Source organism: Giesbergeria sp. (assembly GCF_028686475.1).
In the GTDB taxonomy this organism is placed as follows: Bacteria; Pseudomonadota; Gammaproteobacteria; order Burkholderiales; family Burkholderiaceae_C; genus Simplicispira.
Genome location: NZ_JAQUCA010000003.1, coordinates 112,546 through 128,264, shown reverse-complemented (window position 1 = coordinate 128,264; position 15,719 = coordinate 112,546). Strand labels below are relative to the sequence as shown.

General features: G+C 58.8%; 13 protein-coding genes and 1 riboswitch. Of the genes, 7 read left to right on the top strand and 6 right to left on the bottom strand.

What is annotated here, in order from left to right:
• Nucleotides 1–30: 30 nt before the first annotated feature.
• Genes PHX60_RS03065 through PHX60_RS03055 form a run of 3 tightly spaced genes read left to right on the top strand, consistent with a single transcriptional unit; the run spans nt 31 to nt 2,898 of the window.
• Complete coding sequence (locus PHX60_RS03065; RefSeq protein ID WP_300074531.1) at nt 31–1,650, top strand: diguanylate cyclase; 1,620 nt, start codon at nt 31–33, stop codon at nt 1,648–1,650.
• Between the two features lie 58 nt (nt 1,651–1,708).
• The gene (locus PHX60_RS03060) at nt 1,709–2,344 is read left to right on the top strand and encodes a DUF6806 family protein (protein WP_300074528.1); all 636 of its coding nucleotides are present in this window, start codon (nt 1,709–1,711) and stop codon (nt 2,342–2,344) included.
• A 2-nt stretch (nt 2,345–2,346) separates the two neighbouring features.
• A complete protein-coding gene (locus tag PHX60_RS03055; protein ID WP_300074525.1) occupies nt 2,347–2,898 on the top strand; it encodes a YgjP-like metallopeptidase domain-containing protein in 552 nt (183 codons plus the stop codon).
• A gap of 13 nt (nt 2,899–2,911) precedes the next feature.
• On the opposite strand, the gene murI is transcribed toward PHX60_RS03055, so the two are convergent.
• Both murI and PHX60_RS03045 read right to left on the bottom strand, forming a co-directional pair.
• Nucleotides 2,912–3,790: a glutamate racemase gene (gene murI / locus PHX60_RS03050; protein WP_300074522.1), complete on the bottom strand. Its 879-nt coding sequence runs from the start codon at nt 3,788–3,790 to the stop codon at nt 2,912–2,914.
• The gene (locus PHX60_RS03045; RefSeq protein ID WP_300074519.1) at nt 3,790–5,346 is read right to left on the bottom strand and encodes a fumarate hydratase; all 1,557 of its coding nucleotides are present in this window, start codon (nt 5,344–5,346) and stop codon (nt 3,790–3,792) included. The genes murI and PHX60_RS03045 overlap by 1 nt, the downstream gene beginning before the upstream one ends.
• Nucleotides 5,347–5,465: 119 nt before the next feature.
• On the opposite strand from PHX60_RS03045, the gene fumC reads away from it, so the two are divergent.
• The 3 genes from fumC to aroC all read left to right on the top strand — a co-directional run bounded on the left by fumC (nt 5,466) and on the right by aroC (nt 8,565).
• Nucleotides 5,466–6,881 (top strand): class II fumarate hydratase, encoded by a 1,416-nt coding sequence (gene fumC, locus PHX60_RS03040; RefSeq protein ID WP_300074516.1) that lies wholly within the window; start codon nt 5,466–5,468, stop codon nt 6,879–6,881.
• An 88-nt stretch (nt 6,882–6,969) separates the two neighbouring features.
• Nucleotides 6,970–7,425, top strand: coding sequence for a CBS domain-containing protein (locus tag PHX60_RS03035; protein ID WP_300074513.1), 456 nt, complete (start codon nt 6,970–6,972; stop codon nt 7,423–7,425).
• Between the two features lie 45 nt (nt 7,426–7,470).
• Nucleotides 7,471–8,565, top strand: a complete 1,095-nt coding sequence (gene aroC, locus PHX60_RS03030; RefSeq protein ID WP_300074510.1) for a chorismate synthase — start codon at nt 7,471–7,473, stop codon at nt 8,563–8,565.
• A gap of 51 nt (nt 8,566–8,616) precedes the next feature.
• On the opposite strand, the gene nrdR is transcribed toward aroC, so the two are convergent.
• The 3 genes from nrdR to PHX60_RS03015 form a co-directional block, all read right to left on the bottom strand.
• On the bottom strand, nt 8,617–9,066 hold the full coding sequence (nrdR, locus tag PHX60_RS03025; protein WP_300074507.1) for a transcriptional regulator NrdR: 450 nt from the start codon (nt 9,064–9,066) through the stop codon (nt 8,617–8,619).
• A gap of 17 nt (nt 9,067–9,083) precedes the next feature.
• Nucleotides 9,084–10,328, bottom strand: a complete 1,245-nt coding sequence (glyA, locus tag PHX60_RS03020) for a serine hydroxymethyltransferase (RefSeq protein WP_300074504.1) — start codon at nt 10,326–10,328, stop codon at nt 9,084–9,086.
• A 39-nt stretch (nt 10,329–10,367) separates the two neighbouring features.
• Nucleotides 10,368–10,526: riboswitch (ZMP/ZTP riboswitch) on the bottom strand.
• A 40-nt stretch (nt 10,527–10,566) separates the two neighbouring features.
• A complete protein-coding gene (locus PHX60_RS03015) occupies nt 10,567–11,490 on the bottom strand; it encodes a lytic transglycosylase domain-containing protein (protein ID WP_300074501.1) in 924 nt (307 codons plus the stop codon).
• 324 nt (nt 11,491–11,814) lie between these two features.
• On the opposite strand from PHX60_RS03015, the gene PHX60_RS03010 reads away from it, so the two are divergent.
• Nucleotides 11,815–15,576: a DUF748 domain-containing protein gene (locus PHX60_RS03010; RefSeq protein ID WP_300074498.1), complete on the top strand. Its 3,762-nt coding sequence runs from the start codon at nt 11,815–11,817 to the stop codon at nt 15,574–15,576.
• On the opposite strand, the gene PHX60_RS03005 is transcribed toward PHX60_RS03010, so the two are convergent.
• The gene (locus PHX60_RS03005) at nt 15,562–15,714 is read right to left on the bottom strand and encodes a hypothetical protein (RefSeq protein WP_300074494.1); all 153 of its coding nucleotides are present in this window, start codon (nt 15,712–15,714) and stop codon (nt 15,562–15,564) included. The two genes, PHX60_RS03010 and PHX60_RS03005, sit on opposite strands and share 15 nt — an antisense overlap.
• Nucleotides 15,715–15,719 lie beyond the last annotated feature (5 nt).

Sequence of the window (15,719 nt, the reverse complement as noted above, 5' to 3'; positions counted from 1 at the left end):
CACTTTTCCAGCCAACCACCGGGTTTCGTGATGAACCTGCATGTTCCCACCATGTTCGTCATGCTGTTTGTCGGTGTGATGGCTATGGCCTTGTCGATTGCCTCGGTGGCCTACCGCCGCCAGCCTGATTTGCTGGTGTTCTCTTTTGGCCTGATGGCACAGGGTATGGGCTACGCCCTGTTTTTTTTGCGTGGCCAAGTGTCGCCCTTGTTGTCGGTGGTGCTGGGCAATATCGCCATCAATGCGGCGATGGCCTTGTATGTGCTGGCGCTGTACCGCTTTCAGGGGCGTGCTGCTCCAAGGGGTTTGGTGGCCGTACCGGTGCTTTTGGTGGGCTTAGGGACTTGGTGGCTGGTCGATGCCTACCAAGCGCGGCGCATTTGGATTTCGGCCATTACCATGCTGCAATTTGTGCATATGTCGGTGTTGTTGTGGCAGGGGCGGCAGCAAATTGTCGGGCGTGGCAAGTATATTTTGGGCTTTGCGGCGGTGTTGACCGTTCTGACCATGTTTTACCGCATCGTGGTGACGCTGGCGGGTTGGGATTCGGCGCAAAAAGTGACCGACTCCACCACCACGGTGATTCTGAGCTTTATGCTGTCCTTGCTCGATACCCTGTTGCTGTCAGTGGGGATGTTGGTGATGGCGCAAGAGCGCACCGAGCAGGCGCGTGTGGACAGCGAACACCGCTACCGCAAATTGATTGAATCGGCCAACGAGGGCATCTGCGTTCTGGAACAAGGCATTCTGCGCTTTGTCAATCCCAAAATGCTGGAAATTTTTGGCTATGACCGCGAAGCATTACTGGGGCAATCCATCCTTGATTTTATTCACCCTGACGACCGGGCCTTGGTGGCAGAAAACCACCAAAAACGCGCACAGGGCCAAGCCGATGATTTGAAATACCCCGCCCGTATCCTCACCCAGCACCGTGGCGTGCGCTGGGCAGAAATCAGCGGGGTGGCGATTGATTGGTGCGACCAACCGGCCACGCTTAATTTTTGCTCCGACATCACCGAGCGCCAAGAACTGGATGAGCGCATCCGTGATTTGGCCTTTCACGATGCCCTGACGCACCTGCCCAACCGGCGCTTACTCTACGAACACCTAGAGCGGGCTATGCTGCACAACCAACGCCATCAGCAACGCAGCGCGGTGTTGTTTATGGATTTGGACAATTTCAAGCCCCTGAATGACCGTTACGGCCACAATGTGGGTGATTTGCTGCTGCAAGAGGTAGCGCAACGCCTAAAGCAAGCCATTCGGGGCACCGACACCGCTGCGCGTTTGGGTGGTGATGAGTTTGTCGTGGTACTCAATGGCTTGAGCGCCGATGCTGCCACGGCCACCCAGCAAGCCGACCATGTAGCGCAGAAAATTTTGCAAACGCTGTCAGAACCGTACCATCTCAATTTGGCCGATGAAGCGCACACATTGGCCCGCACCGTGCAACACCATTGCACTGCCAGTATGGGGTTGACTTTTTTTGCTGGCCCGGATTGCAGCGCGGCACAATTGCTAGACCAAGCCGATGCGGCCATGTACCAAGCCAAAGAAGCCGGCCGCAATGGCGTACAGTATTTCCAGCCCGCTGTTGTTGCCGTTGCCCCGGCTGTTAGCGCCAGCAGCGTCTTAGCCGCTGGTGGCTGAATGCTAAAATTTCCGCCCGCATGTATTCCGGTGTGGGCGGCACCATTACGATTGAACCATGTCAAATTACAACGCTCCCTTCGAAATTCATGTGCATGGCGAGGTCTTACTGCGCCCCGATGTGCAGTATGCCCAACTGCAAGAGGCGCTCAAGCCGCTGTGGCACTATGCCGGTGCGCGCTCCTTGGCCGCTGGCGCTACCAGCGCCTACGAAGAAGAACCGGGCATCAGGTTTGATACCGCCGAGCATGTGTTGCGGATGTGCTGGACGGTGCGCGGTGATGAGGATTTTCGCCAAGCGCTCGATGAAATGTGCATGGCCCTCAATGAACTGGCCGAGCAAGGCGCACCGATAGAAGTCTCGTTCTACGATACCCAGTTTGACGACGACGACGAAGAGGACGACAACATCGCCGACGATGCAGAATCGCGCGATGATTTCATCATGCTGTTTGTCGGCCCCACGCCCGCTGCCATCATGCAGGTGCAACGCGATTTGCTGGTGCGCGATGTGGTTCACATGATGGAGCGCCATTTTGATGGTGCAGAACTGGGCGGCGTGGTCACCGAGATTGACAAACTGTTCACCCAACGCTTTGATGCCTTGGTGGACTCTTTAGAAATCAGCAAACCGCCGCGCGGCGGCGCGGGGGGTGGTCATGGGGGTGGCCGTCGGCCACGCCACCTGCACTGAGCGTGGCAGCTGCTGCGGCCGCTGTGGCCGATTTGCCTTATCTGCGCGCCTATTCTGCCTCTTTGCGCCAGCAAGTTGCCACCTTACTGGCCCAACCCCAAGGACTGGCTACGCTGCTAGAGCGCAAATATCCGCAAGCCCATGCTGTGCGTACCGATAAAGCGCTGTACCACTACACCACGGCCTTAAAAGAGCGCCATTTGCGCCGTGCCGATGCGGTCAATAAAGTGGTGTTCGATAGCAAAATCCATATTGTGCGCCATGCGTTGGGCTTGCATACCGCCGTGTCGCGCGTGCAAGGGGGGCGTTTGGCGGCCAAGCACGAAATCCGCATTGCAGCGCTGTTCAAGCAAGTGCCTGAAGAATTTTTACGCATGATTGTGGTGCATGAGCTGGCCCATCTGCGTGAACGCGAGCATAACAAAGCGTTTTACCAATTGTGCGAACACATGGAACCCGCTTACCACCAATATGAGTTGGATGTGCGCCTGTACCTGACGCACCTAGAGCAAGCCGGGCCACGCCTGTGGCAAACCGAATCGGTGGCACCATAAGCGCCGCCCTGTCTTAATGGGCCTCGTGGTGTGGCAAGGCGATGGCGTGGCAAGTGCTGGCGGACAGTTGCAGCCAGCGGGCAGCCGCCGTTTGCAAGGCGGCCAAGGTGCCGGTGGTGTAGAGCTGTAAGGCCGTGTCCGCTGCCAGTGGAGTGGATGTGTGGCATAAACGACCTGTGGCTTGCAATAAATGCCGGGTTTGCCGGGCGACTGGCTCGCCAGCGGCCACCAAACGGATGTCTGGCCCCAGCAGTGTTTGCAAATCGTCTTGGGCAAACAAATAATGGGTGCAGCCCAATACCAAGGTGTCGATTTGGCCGGGCTGTGCGCCAAACGGCCCCAGGGCTTGGGTGTAGCGCGCACACAGGGCTTGGGTTTCTGTGGTTTGGATAGGCCCATTGGCAGGGCTTTGCAGCGTGCTGCGCTCAATCGCATGGGCTAAGCCATCGCAGGGTTGCAGCACAAACGCGGCCTGCCCTTGCAAAGAGGCCAGCAATTTAGCAAAGCGCGCACTGCCCAAGGTGCCACGGGTGCCAATCACCCCAATCCGCTTGGTTTTGCTGTGGGCCACCGCCGGTTTGAGCGCTGGCTCAATGCCTACCAAAGGCAGTTGTGGGCGTTGGGCGCGCAATTCGTCAATTGCTGCGGCGGTAGCGGTGTTGCACGCTACCACCAAGGCTTTGATGTGGTGCTGCTGGCACAAATAATCGGCAATGGCATGGCTGCGCGCCTTGACGAACGCATCGCCGCGCTCGCCATAGGGGGCATAAGCGCTATCAGCCAGATAGACAAAGCGCTCCTGCGGCAGCTCCGCGCGCAGGGCTTGCAGCACGCTCAGCCCACCAATGCCGCTGTCAAAGACACCAATGGGCTGCTGCATGGCAGAGGGCATTAAGCGCCAGCGACAGTGATACCCTTGAACTCGCCGGTAGCGATGCGCTTTTCCCATTCGGCTGGGCCGGTGATGTGGGCGCTGGTGCCGCCAGCATCTACCGCCACAGTGACGGGCATGTCCACCACATCAAATTCATAAATGGCCTCCATGCCCAAGTCTTCAAAGCCGACCACTTTGGCGGTTTTAATCGCTTTAGAGACGAGGTAAGCTGCGCCGCCCACGGCCATCAGGTAGGCCGATTGGTGCTTTTTGATGGCTTCGATGGCCACTGGGCCGCGTTCAGCCTTACCAATCATGGCAATCAGGCCGGTTTGCGCCAGCATCATCTCGGTAAAGCCATCCATGCGCGTGGCGGTGGTGGGGCCAGCGGGGCCGACGGCTTCATCACGCACGGGGTCCACGGGGCCGACGTAGTAAATCACGCGGTTGGTGAAATCGACCGGCAGCTTCTCGCCCTTGGCCAGCATGTCTTGGATGCGCTTGTGCGCGGCATCGCGGCCGGTGAGCATTTTGCCGTTGAGCAGCAGGGTGTCGCCGGGCTTCCAGCTGGCCACTTCTTCCTTGGTGAGCGTGTCGAGGTTGACTTTTTTGCTCTTGTTGTAATCTGGCTCCCAATCAATCTTGGGCCACAAGTCCAAGCTGGGCGGGTCCAAATAGACCGGGCCAGAGCCATCCATGACAAAGTGCGCGTGGCGCGTGGCGGCGCAGTTGGGAATCATGGCCACGGGCTTGCTGGCGGCGTGCGTGGGGTACATCTTGATTTTGATGTCCAGCACCGTGGTCAGGCCGCCCAAACCTTGCGCACCAATACCCAGCGCGTTGACCTTCTCAAACAACTCTAGGCGCAGTTTCTCTACGTCGTCCAAGGCAGCACCGCTGGCGGCTTTGGCTTGCAGCTCGTACATGTTCAGGTCGTCCATCAGGCTTTCTTTGGCCAGCAGCACGGCTTTTTCTGCGGTGCCACCAATGCCAATGCCCAACATGCCGGGTGGACACCAGCCAGCGCCCATCGTCGGCACGGTTTTCAGTACCCAATCGACTAAATTGTCGCTGGGGTTCATCATAATCATCTTGGACTTGTTCTCGGAGCCGCCGCCCTTGGCTGCCACGGTGATGTCCACTTGGTTGCCGGGCACGATTTCGGTGAAGATAACCGCCGGGGTGTTGTCTTTGGTGTTCTTGCGCGCAAACAGTGGGTCGGCCACCACGCTGGCACGCAGGGTGTTGTCGGGGTGGTTGTAGCCACGGCGCACGCCTTCGTTGATGGCATCGTCCAAGCTGCCGCTAAAGCCTTCCCAGCGCACATCCATGCCCACCTTGAGGAACACGTTGACGATGCCGGTGTCTTGGCAAATCGGGCGCTGGCCAGTGGCGCTCATTTTGCTGTTGGTCAAAATTTGCGCCATCGCATCTTTGGCCGCTGGACTTTGTTCGCGCTCGTAGGCGCGCGCCAGATGCTCGATGTAATCGCTGGGGTGGTAGTAGCTGATGTATTGCAGCGCAGCGGCGATGGAATCAATCAGGTCTTGTTGGCGGATGGTGGTGGTACTCATGGGGGGGCGGAGTTTGTTGTCGATGATTGAAGTGTTAATTATCCTACTGCACGGCTTGCATCAGGCTGTCGTGGTGTGGGCACTGGCGGTAATATGCGTTGGATGCAGGAGCCAGCGCCATGACCACAGAATCTTCCCAATCTTCCCCTTCCACACGCACCGAGTTTGACAACCTTGGCCCGATGGCGGTGCCTGCCCAACGGCTTTGGGGCGCACAGACGCAACGGGCGCGGCGGCATTTTGCGATTTCTGACGAGCGCATGGCCCCAGAGTTGTTGCGCGCCTTGGCGCAAATCAAGCGTGCCTGTGCCTATGTCAACCATGCCCAAGGGCGACTAGAAGCGGCCAAAGCCACCGCCATCATTGCCGCCGTCGATGAGCTGCTCAATGGTGAGCATGATGAGGAGTTCCCGCTGTCGGTGTGGCAAAGTGGCTCGGGCACGCAAAGTCACATGAACGTCAATGAAGTGCTGGCCAACCGGGCCAGCGAGTTGCTGGGTGGCCCGCGTGGCCAAGGCCGTTGGGTACGTCCGTATGAAGATGTCAATTTAGGCCAAGCCAGCAACGACGTCTTTCCCACAGCCATGCATGTGGCGGCGGTAGAAGTTTTGCTGCGGCGCTTGTTGCCCGCGCTGCAAACCTTGCGCGCCACCCTGACCGACAAATCCCAAGCCTTTGCCGATGTGGTCAAACTGGGGCGCACCCATTTACAAGACGCTGCCCCGGTGGGCTTGGGCCAAGAAATCTCGGGTTGGGCGGCGCAACTGCGCCAAGCCGAGCAGCATGTGCGCGATGCCCTGCCGCACCTGTGCGAGCTGGCGCTGGGGGGGACGGCCGTCGGCACCGGGCTGCACGCCTTGCCCGATTTTGCCCCCTTGGTAGCCCAAGAGTTGGCTGATTTAACCGGCTTGCCTTTGGTGACTGCGCCCAACAAGTTTGAAGCCTTGGCCACCTGCGATGCGTTAATCCACGCCCACGGAGCGCTCAAAACTTTGGCCGCCAGCCTGATGAAAATTGCCAACGACATCCGTTGGATGGCCAGCGGCCCGCGCGGCGGTTTGGGTGAAATCAGTATCCCCGAGAATGAATCGGGTGCTTTCATTTTGCCCGGCAAAGCCAACCCCACCCAATGCGAAGCGCTGATGATGTTGTGTTGTCAGGTGCTGGGCAACGATGTGGCCATCAACATCGGCGGGGCTTCGGGCAATTTTCAGCTCAATGTGTTTCGGCCCGTCATCATCCACAACTTTTTGCAAAGTGTGCGCCTGCTGGCCGATGGGATGCAAAGTTTCCATGACCATTGTGTGCTGGGCATCGAACCCCGGCGCACACACCTGGCCGAGGTGCTAGAGCGCTCCTTGGTGTTGGTGGCCGCCCTCCATCCGCATCTGGAGGAAGAAAAAGTGGCTGAAATTGCCCGCAAAGCCCATACCGAAGGACTCACCTTGCGCCAAGCGGCGCTCGCTTTAGGCTATGTCAGTGCCGAACAGTTTGATGCTTGGGTCAAGCCAGCACAATTGGCCAAATTAAACTAAAGCGCAAGCTGCCATCGCAATCGCCGCAGTTTGTGGGCTATATTCGCAAAAAATACCAGCAACCCGTTGATTGGGCACCCGATAGATTATGAAAGTCAGTGACATCCTGCGCGTCAAGGGCAATACCCTTTACACCGTTGACCCTTCCCGCCCCTTGGCCGAAGCCGTGCAAATCATGTCCGAGCGCGACATTGGCTCTCTGGTGGTGATGGAGCATGGCGACTTGGTCGGTATGCTCACCTTCCGCGAAATCATCCAAAGTTTGGTCAAAAACGGCGGTAGCGTCGGCACCTTGCGCGTGCGTAGCGCGATGGACGATGCCCCCCTGACCTGCACGATGGAGACCGACATGGACGAGGTGCGGCGCATGATGCTAGAGCGCCATGCCCGCTATATGCCCGTCATGGACAGCCGGATGCTGATGGGCGTGATTAGCTTTTACGATGTGGCCAAGGCGGTGGTGGACAGCCAAAACTTTGAAAACCAAATGCTCAAAGCCTACATTCGGGATTGGCCCGACGAAGAAAAAGCACCCGCTGCCTAAGCGCACTGCCTGCGCTGGGTGGGCCGCTCTGGGATAATCGCCCCCATGAGCGGCAATACCTTCGGAACCCTTTTCACCGTCACCAACTTTGGTGAATCCCACGGCCCAGCCATTGGCTGCGTGATTGACGGCTGCCCACCGGGCATGGCCTTGAGCGAGGCCGACATTCAGGCCGACCTTGACCGCCGTCGTCCCGGCACCAGCCGCCACGTCACCCAGCGCAACGAGCCGGATGCGGTAGAGATTTTGTCCGGGGTCTATCAGGGCACCACCACCGGCACGCCGATTGCCTTGCTGATTCGCAACCAAGACCAGCGCAGCAAAGACTACGGCGATATTTTGCAAACTTTTCGCCCCGGCCATGCCGATTACACCTACTGGCACAAATATGGCCTGCGTGACCCACGCGGCGGTGGGCGTTCTTCGGCGCGCCTGACAGCACCCACGGTGGCCGCTGGTGCGGTGGCCAAAAAATGGTTGGCCGAAAAATTTGGCACGCAGTTCCGGGCCTGCATGACGCAATTGGGCGAATTGCCCATTCCGTTTGAAGATTGGGCGCATGTACCGCATAACCCCTTCTTCGCCCCAGTGGCCGATGTAAGCGCCTACGAAGACTATATGGATGCCCTGCGTAAAGCCGGGGATTCTTGTGGCGCGCGCATTCGGGTGCAGGCCACGGGCGTGCCGGTCGGTTTGGGCGAACCTTTGTTCGACAAGCTCGATGCCGACATCGCCTATGCCATGATGGGCCTGAATGCCGTTAAAGGGGTAGAAATTGGTGCCGGTTTTGCCAGCGTGGCCCAGCGTGGCACCGTGCATGGTGATTCACTCACCCCCGAAGGCTTTGCCAGCAACCATGCTGGCGGTGTTTTGGGTGGTATCAGCACTGGGCAAGACATTGAGGTGTCGATTGCCATCAAGCCTACCAGCTCTATCCTTAGCCCGCGTGATTCCATCAACCTCCACGGCCAACCGGTAGAGGTGATTACCAAAGGCCGCCATGACCCTTGCGTCGGCATCCGTGCCGCACCCATTGCCGAGGCTTTGTTGGCTTTGGTACTGATGGACCATGCCTTGCGCCACCGCGCCCAGTGTGGAGATGTGGTGCAGGCTGTGCCACCGATTGCGGCAGCGGTATAGCAGCGGCCAGATGCGCTGGCCGCACCCGTGATGGGTAGGCTGGCTTTGGCCTTATTGCCGCACCTCGTCCACCAGCAGTTTGAATTCATCAATGTCCTCAAAACTGCGATAGACACTGGCATAGCGAATATAGGCCACTTGGTCTAACTTTTTCAGTTCGCGCATCACCAGCTCGCCAATGTGGCTGGAGGGCACTTCACGTTGCGCCAAATTAAGCAAGGTTTCTTCAATGCCCTCAATGGCGGTATCAATTTGTGCCGTACTGACGGGGCGTTTACGCAGCGCAATGCGAAACGAACCCAACAGCTTAGAACGGGCGTAATCGGTGCGGCGGCCATCTTTTTTCACCACCACCGGAAAGCTCACTTCGGGGCGTTCGTAGGTGGTGAAGCGTTTTTCGCAAGCCGCACAACGGCGGCGACGGCGAATGACATCCCCTTCTTCAGACACCCGCGTTTCGACAACTTGCGTTTCTTGGTGGCTGCAAAAGGGGCATTTCATGGTGCAAAGCGTGCGGCTTAACGGTACACCGGGAAGCGCGCGGTCAGTGCGGCCACCTTGGCGCGCACCGCAGCCAAATTGGCTTCATCGTGTGGGTTGTCTAGCACGTCGGCCACCAAGTTGGCGGTCAGGCGGGTTTCTTCTTCCTTGAAGCCACGGGTGGTCAGGGCCGGAGTACCCACGCGGATACCGCTGGTCACCATCGGCTTTTCGGGGTCATTGGGGATGCTGTTTTTGTTGATGGTGATGTGGGCAGCACCCAAAGCAGCTTCGGCCACCTTGCCGGTGATACCCTTGGCACGCAAGTCCACCAGCATGACGTGGCTTTCGGTGCGGCCCGACACGATACGCAAACCGCGCTCGGTCAGGGTTTCGGCCATCACTTTGGCGTTTTTGGCGACTTGTTCTTGGTAGGCTTTGAACTCGGGGGACAGGGCTTCTTTGAACGCCACGGCCTTGGCGGCAATCACGTGCATCAGCGGGCCACCTTGCAGGCCGGGGAAGATGGCGCTGTTGAGGGCTTTTTCGTGTTCAGCCTTCATCAGAATCACGCCACCGCGTGGGCCGCGCAGGCTCTTGTGCGTGGTCGAGGTAACAACATCGGCAAACGGCACGGGGTTAGGATAGACACCCGCAGCAATCAAACCAGCATAGTGGGCCATGTCCACCCACAAGATAGCACCAATTTCTTTGGCGATGTTGGCAAAACGCTCAAAATCAATCCGCAAGGAATAGGCCGAAGCACCGGCAATGATGATGCGGGGCTTGTGTTCACGCGCCAAAGCTTCCATCTTGTCGTAGTCAATCGCTTCTTCGGCATTCAGACCGTAAGAGATCACGTTGAACCACTTGCCCGACATGTTCAGCGGCATACCGTGCGTCAGGTGGCCACCTTCGGCCAAGCTCATGCCCATGATGGTGTCGCCGGGCTTGGCAAAGGCCAGCAACACGGCTTGGTTGGCTTGCGAGCCAGAGCTGGGCTGCACGTTGGCGGCTTCGGCACCAAAAATTTGCTTTAGGCGGTCAATCGCCAATTGTTCCACCACATCGACATACTCGCAGCCACCGTAGTAGCGCTTGCCGGGGTAGCCTTCGGCGTATTTGTTGGTCAGTTGCGAGCCTTGCGCGGCCATCACGGCGGGCGAGGCGTAGTTCTCGCTGGCAATCAGCTCAATGTGCTGTTCTTGGCGCTCATTTTCGGCTTGGATGGCGGCGAAAACTTCGGGGTCGGTTTGCTCGACAAGGATATTGCGTTGGTACATGGTGGGTGGCAGTCCGGTAAATTGGAATCCCTTAAAGCCAAGGGCTGCCCAGGCGAACGGCGGAATCACCGGGGCCTGACAGGCCGCCAGCGGCACGCTTCCCAGTGGTTTCTCTGCCAAGGCTTGGCGGGTGTCCACGTCAGCAACGGCATGTTGCAGTGTGCAATGCCGTGCCTATCGCCAGTCGCGTGCTTGTCTAGTGTAGCTGACAGCGCGCACTAGCGCCATGCGGCTGCTTTCAAAGACCTGACAACAAGGCCACTTTTTCGCTGCTGGCCGTGGCGGGTGGCGTGGCTTTGGCTTCGGTGGCTTCGGGGACCTCTATGGCTTTGACAGCCTCGGTGGCTTCTGTGCTTGCAGCTGGTGTTGCTGTGGTGGGCACCATCAAAACCGGTTCGGGCTTGCGCTGGGCCAGCAGCGGGAAGGGCGATACCGGGGCTTTACGCTGGCCCGCTATTTGGCGCAGGCGTGTGTGTTCGGCCAATACCTTGCTGGCATAGCCGCCATCGTTGTCTAGTTGACTGGCTCCGACGTAGCAGACCAGCCCGCCCTCGACCGAGCCGGTGCGGCTGATGCAATCGGTCAGTACCTTCACACCCACGCGCAGATTGGTTACGGGGTCAAAGGCGGCCAGTTTGCCACCCAGAGGCTCGTATTTGTCGGTATGGACGCGCGTCATGACTTGCATCAGGCCCTGCGCGCCGACGGCGCTTTGCGCGAACGGGTTAAAGCTGGACTCTACCGCCATGATGGCCAAAATCAGCGTCGGGTCTAACTGCACCCGCGTGCCAGTGGCATAGGCTTCGGCCACCAACAGGCCCACCGGCTCGGGGGCGACCTTGTATTTTTTGCTCAGCCAGTAAGCCACTTTGGCTTGCTCTTTGGGCAAATCTTTCGGGTTGACGGCCAAAGTGCCGTCGCTGGGTGCTAACGGTGGTTCGGTCGGGCCTAACAGGGCTTCTTGGCGTGCTTGCAGCCAGCTTATCAGGCGTTCTTCGCCGGTTTGGCGCAAATCGGGGCGCGCTACCAAGGTAGCGCTGCTAAAAATAACCAACAGCCCTACCAGGGCAAAACTGTTGCGGACGATGGCTAAAAATCCGGTAATCACATCGGTGGCAAAGGTATGCACACCGGAGAGCCATGTTGCTGACGACGCTGTCATCGCTTTCCTTTCTCAGCGGCGGGGGCCTGTGCATTGGCCGCCCTCGTGAGGCAGCGCAAAGTTAGACAATCTCGCCTAGATGGTTGCGCCATCAAGTTTGTGCGGGGCATGCAGCCCGAAGAAGGCACAAAACTGACTTAGCCGGATTCGGCAGCGCTGGGGTTGATAGGAGCCTATGGGTGATCAGGCTGGGGCGATTCTAGGATTGGGTTAAATAGCAAGTCAATACTAAAAAGTGCCAATTTCATACTTTAAAGTTGTTAAGAATGCGGGTTTTCCCGCTGTTTCTCAAGGTGGTTTGCCAATATCCCGCAAAATGCGGCCATGCAAATTTTTTCGCTTCGCCTACAACTTTGGTTGCGTTGGGGTCTTGTTGCCTTGTTGTTGTGGCTGCTGCTGTGGGTTTTGGGCTGGCTGGCGCTGCCGCCGCTGCTGCGCGCGCTGGGCGAAAAACTAGCCACCGAGCGGCTAGGGCGGGTGGTGCAACTGGGCGCGGTAGATTTTCGGCCTTGGAATTTGCAACTGACGCTGCACGACATCCGCATTGCAGGTCGCCAGCCCGAACTGGATAAGCCCTTGCTGCAAGTGCAACGCCTGTATTTGGATGCCGATTGGCAATCTTTGCGCCATTTGGCACCGGTGCTGACGGCGTTAGAAATAGATGCGCCGGTGCTGCACATCACCCAACAAGCCGCTGGCCGTTGGGATATTGATGACATCATGGCGCGTTTGCAGGCCCAATCGCCCGCGCCAGACCCTGGCCCAGCAGCCTTTGCTTTGCACAACGTGGTATTGCGTGGCGGTGCGATAGAGTTTCAAGATGACACCATCGGGCGCACGCACAGCCTGCGCGCGCTGCAAGTGCAGCTCCCGAGTTTGAGCAATTTACCCACCCAGCGCACGGCCCAAGTGCAGCCACAGCTGGCGTTTGAACTCAATGGCAGCCGCTTTGCATCCACCACGCAGGCTACGCCTTTTGCCCCACAGCCCCAAGCCGAGATGCGCTTGCACTGGTCGGGTTTAGATTTAAAACCCTATTTGGCGTATTTGCCCGCCAGCTTGCCGGTGCGCTTGCAGTCGGCACTGCTCGATGCCGAGTTGCGCGTACAGTTTGCCCAAGCAGCACCCGAAGCCACCGCGCAAAGCCCCCTGCTGCGCCTCAGTGGCCAGCTGGTGGCGCGCCAATTGCAATTGCACGATGCCGCCCAAGCCAAACTGTTATCGTTAGAGCGCCTCACGCTAGACATCAAAGAACTGCTACCGCTAGAGCGGCGCGTGCAGTTGCGCGCTGTGCGCCTAGAAGCCCCACAGCTGCGCGTCCATCGCAACCCACAAGGACAGCTCAATTGGCTACTGGCAACGCCATCGGCAAGGCCCAGCAGCCAAAAAACAGAAAACGCCAGTAGCAGCGCCACGCCTTGGCAGGTTCAGCTTGAGCAGTTGAGCCTCCAAAAAGCGCAAGTCGATTGGCAAGACGATAGCTTGGCCACCCCGGCCCGTTTGGCCCTGCGTGGACTGGCCTTGCACGCCACGCACATCGCTTGGCCCTTGCAGCAGCCGGTGCCGTTTTCTGGGCAGATGCAGCTATCGGCACCGCGCGACCCGCACGCACCGGCACAACTGGCATTTACTGGCAAGGCCAACCAGCACCAAGCCCAGCTGGCGCTGTCGCTCAAAGCGCTGCCTTTGGCTTGGGGGCGGCCCTATTTGGCTGCGTCGCTGTTGCCGCATGTAGAAGGATTGCTCCATGCCGATGTGGGCTTGGCTTGGAATGGCCCCCACATGGTGGCCCAAGTCGCGCAATTGAGCTTGGACGATGTAGAACTGGCCTGCGCCGCGCAAACCGACTGCCAACCCGCCACTGCGCCCGGTTTGGCCCTGCGTAGCCCCAACAGCTTGGCCGAGCTGAAAAAATTGCAGCTACAAAACGCCCAAATCCATCTAGGCCAACGCCGCATCACGGTGCAAAGTATGGCCCTGACCCAGCCGCGCCTGTTGCTAGAGCGCAACAGCGCTGGCCGCTGGATGTTCGAGCAGTGGCTTGCCCCTGCGGCGCTGCCAACAGCCCGCGCCGCGCCGCAGTCAACGCCGCCAACACCGCCCGCGCAGCCTTGGTCGGTGCAGTGGCAAGATTTGGCCTTGCATGGGGGTTCGGTGGCCTTTCGGGATGGTGCCGCCAGCTCTGCGGTAGCGCTGATGGTGTCGGGTTTGCAGGTGCAACTGAAAAACTTTGCGCCAATGGATGCACAGGCGGCCCCCGCCACACCCACCACCTTGAGCCTAGCGGCACGCATTGGCGCTGGACGCACCGAGCCGGGGCGCTTGCAATACGATGGCAGTTTGGCTTTAGCACCCTTGGCCGTACAAGGCAAGCTACAAGCGCAACAGTTGCCACTGCATGTCTTGGTGCCCTATGTGGCGCACGGTTTGAACATGGACATCCGCCGTGTCGATGGCAGCTTTGTCGGGCAAATGAACTATGCCCAAACCTCTGGCGGCCCCCAAGTCAAGCTGGCCGGTGATGCCGCCTTGGACGATGTACGTGTACGCACTTTGGCTTGGGAGGAGCAAGCGCCCGACCCCAGCCTGCACGGCCCTTGGCGTATCAATCGGGCTGAAAATTTGCTCAATTGGAAATCTCTGGCGTTGCGTGGCCTCTCGGTGGCTTTGGTGCCCGCCCAGCCCTTGCAGGTCGAAGTGCAAGAGACCGCCTTGGCCGATTTTTTTGCCCGTGTCATCATCGAAAAAGATGGCCGCCTGAATTTGCAAAATTGGCGCAAAACCCCAGCAGCCAGCACCACCGCGTCTGCCAGCACCGCGCTGGCCACTGCTGCAACCCCGTCCAGCAGCAAATCCAGCACGTCCAGCACGTCCACGCCAGCGGCACCCATCATTCGCATTGGCCCTATCACCCTGTCGGGGGGACGGGTGGATTTTTCTGATTACTTTATCCAACCCAACTATTCCGCCGATATCACTGGACTGGCCGGGCGCTTGAGTGCTTTTTCTTCTGTGCCAGCGGCCCCCGGAATGCCCCCCCAGATGGCTGATTTGGAACTGCGTGGCCGGGCGCAAGGCACCGCCACATTGGAAATTACCGGCCAGCTCAATCCTTTGGTACAACCCTTGGCGCTGAACATTCGTGGCCAGATGCGCGATTTGGAATTGCCGCCCCTGTCGCCTTACACCGTCAAATACGCCGGGCATGGTATTGAGCGCGGCAAGCTCCACATGGACATCCATTACCAAGTGCAAGCCGATGGCCAATTAACAGCCGGTAACAAGTTAGTGCTGCACCAATTAAAGTTTGGCGACCCGGTAGAAGGCGCGCCCAGCAGCTTGCCCCTGCGCTTGCTCACGGCCTTGCTGGCAGACAGCAATGGCGTGATTAATGTCGATTTGCCCATCAACGGCTCGCTCAATGACCCAGAATTTCGTTTGGGCGCGGTTATTTTGAAGGTGCTGGGCAATCTCGTGACCAAGGCCGTCACGGCCCCTTTCTCTTTGTTGGCGGGCTTGTTCAGTGGCGCTGAAGAACAGGGCAGCGTTGCCTTTGACTTGGGCACGCCACAGCTCACACCCACTGCAAGGCAAAATTTGGACAAAATCGCCCAAGCCATGCAAGAGCGCCCCGCTTTGAACCTGACCGTGGTGGGCCAAGCCAGTACCGGCGCAGAAGACGAGGCTTGGCGCCAAGCACGTTTGCAAGAGCTGGTGCAGGCGCAAAAACGCCGCCAAGCCGTGCGCGCCGGTCAGGCCGGGCAAGCGCTAACGCCGGTCAGTGCCGAAGAATACCCGCTGCTGCTCAAAGAGGTCTATCGCCGGGCCGACCTGAAAAAAGAGCGCAACCTCATTGGCATGGCCAAAGATGTCCCCGTGGCGCAGATGGAAGCGGTGTTGCTTGGCAGCATCCAAGTGCCCGACAATGCCATGCGCGAGCTGGCGCTGGCGCGTGCCGTGGCGGTGCGCGATTATCTGGCCACGCGCGATTTACCGTTAGAGCGCTTGTTTCTGGGCGCGCCCAAAACAATGCCCGCACAGGCCGACTGGAAACCGCAGGCCACCCTGAGCTTAGCGGCCCGTTAAGCCGGTGGGATAGGTATCCGGCCAAATACCGGTCAAAATAGCGCTTTCTTCGACATGGGTCAGCCGGGCTGGCCTGCCATTTGTTCGCCAGTGCTGCCCCAGAAGCTTCTTCAGGCAGTCGTTTTCTTCACAATCCATGCTTT

What these genes read in the sequence shown, in the direction of transcription:
- PHX60_RS03065 (WP_300074531.1), top strand. Translation starts at nt 31, where the DNA reads ATGAACCTGCATGTTCCCACCATGTTCGTCATGCTGTTTGTCGGTGTG.
- PHX60_RS03060 (WP_300074528.1), top strand. Translation starts at nt 1,709, where the DNA reads ATGTCAAATTACAACGCTCCCTTCGAAATTCATGTGCATGGCGAGGTC.
- murI (WP_300074522.1), bottom strand. Translation starts at nt 3,790, where the DNA reads ATGCCCTCTGCCATGCAGCAGCCCATTGGTGTCTTTGACAGCGGCATT.
- PHX60_RS03045 (WP_300074519.1), bottom strand. Translation starts at nt 5,346, where the DNA reads ATGAGTACCACCACCATCCGCCAACAAGACCTGATTGATTCCATCGCC.
- fumC (WP_300074516.1), top strand. Translation starts at nt 5,466, where the DNA reads ATGACCACAGAATCTTCCCAATCTTCCCCTTCCACACGCACCGAGTTT.
- PHX60_RS03035 (WP_300074513.1), top strand. Translation starts at nt 6,970, where the DNA reads ATGAAAGTCAGTGACATCCTGCGCGTCAAGGGCAATACCCTTTACACC.
- aroC (WP_300074510.1), top strand. Translation starts at nt 7,471, where the DNA reads ATGAGCGGCAATACCTTCGGAACCCTTTTCACCGTCACCAACTTTGGT.
- nrdR (WP_300074507.1), bottom strand. Translation starts at nt 9,066, where the DNA reads ATGAAATGCCCCTTTTGCAGCCACCAAGAAACGCAAGTTGTCGAAACG.
- glyA (WP_300074504.1), bottom strand. Translation starts at nt 10,328, where the DNA reads ATGTACCAACGCAATATCCTTGTCGAGCAAACCGACCCCGAAGTTTTC.
- PHX60_RS03015 (WP_300074501.1), bottom strand. Translation starts at nt 11,490, where the DNA reads ATGACAGCGTCGTCAGCAACATGGCTCTCCGGTGTGCATACCTTTGCC.
- PHX60_RS03010 (WP_300074498.1), top strand. Translation starts at nt 11,815, where the DNA reads ATGCAAATTTTTTCGCTTCGCCTACAACTTTGGTTGCGTTGGGGTCTT.
- PHX60_RS03005 (WP_300074494.1), bottom strand. Translation starts at nt 15,714, where the DNA reads ATGGATTGTGAAGAAAACGACTGCCTGAAGAAGCTTCTGGGGCAGCAC.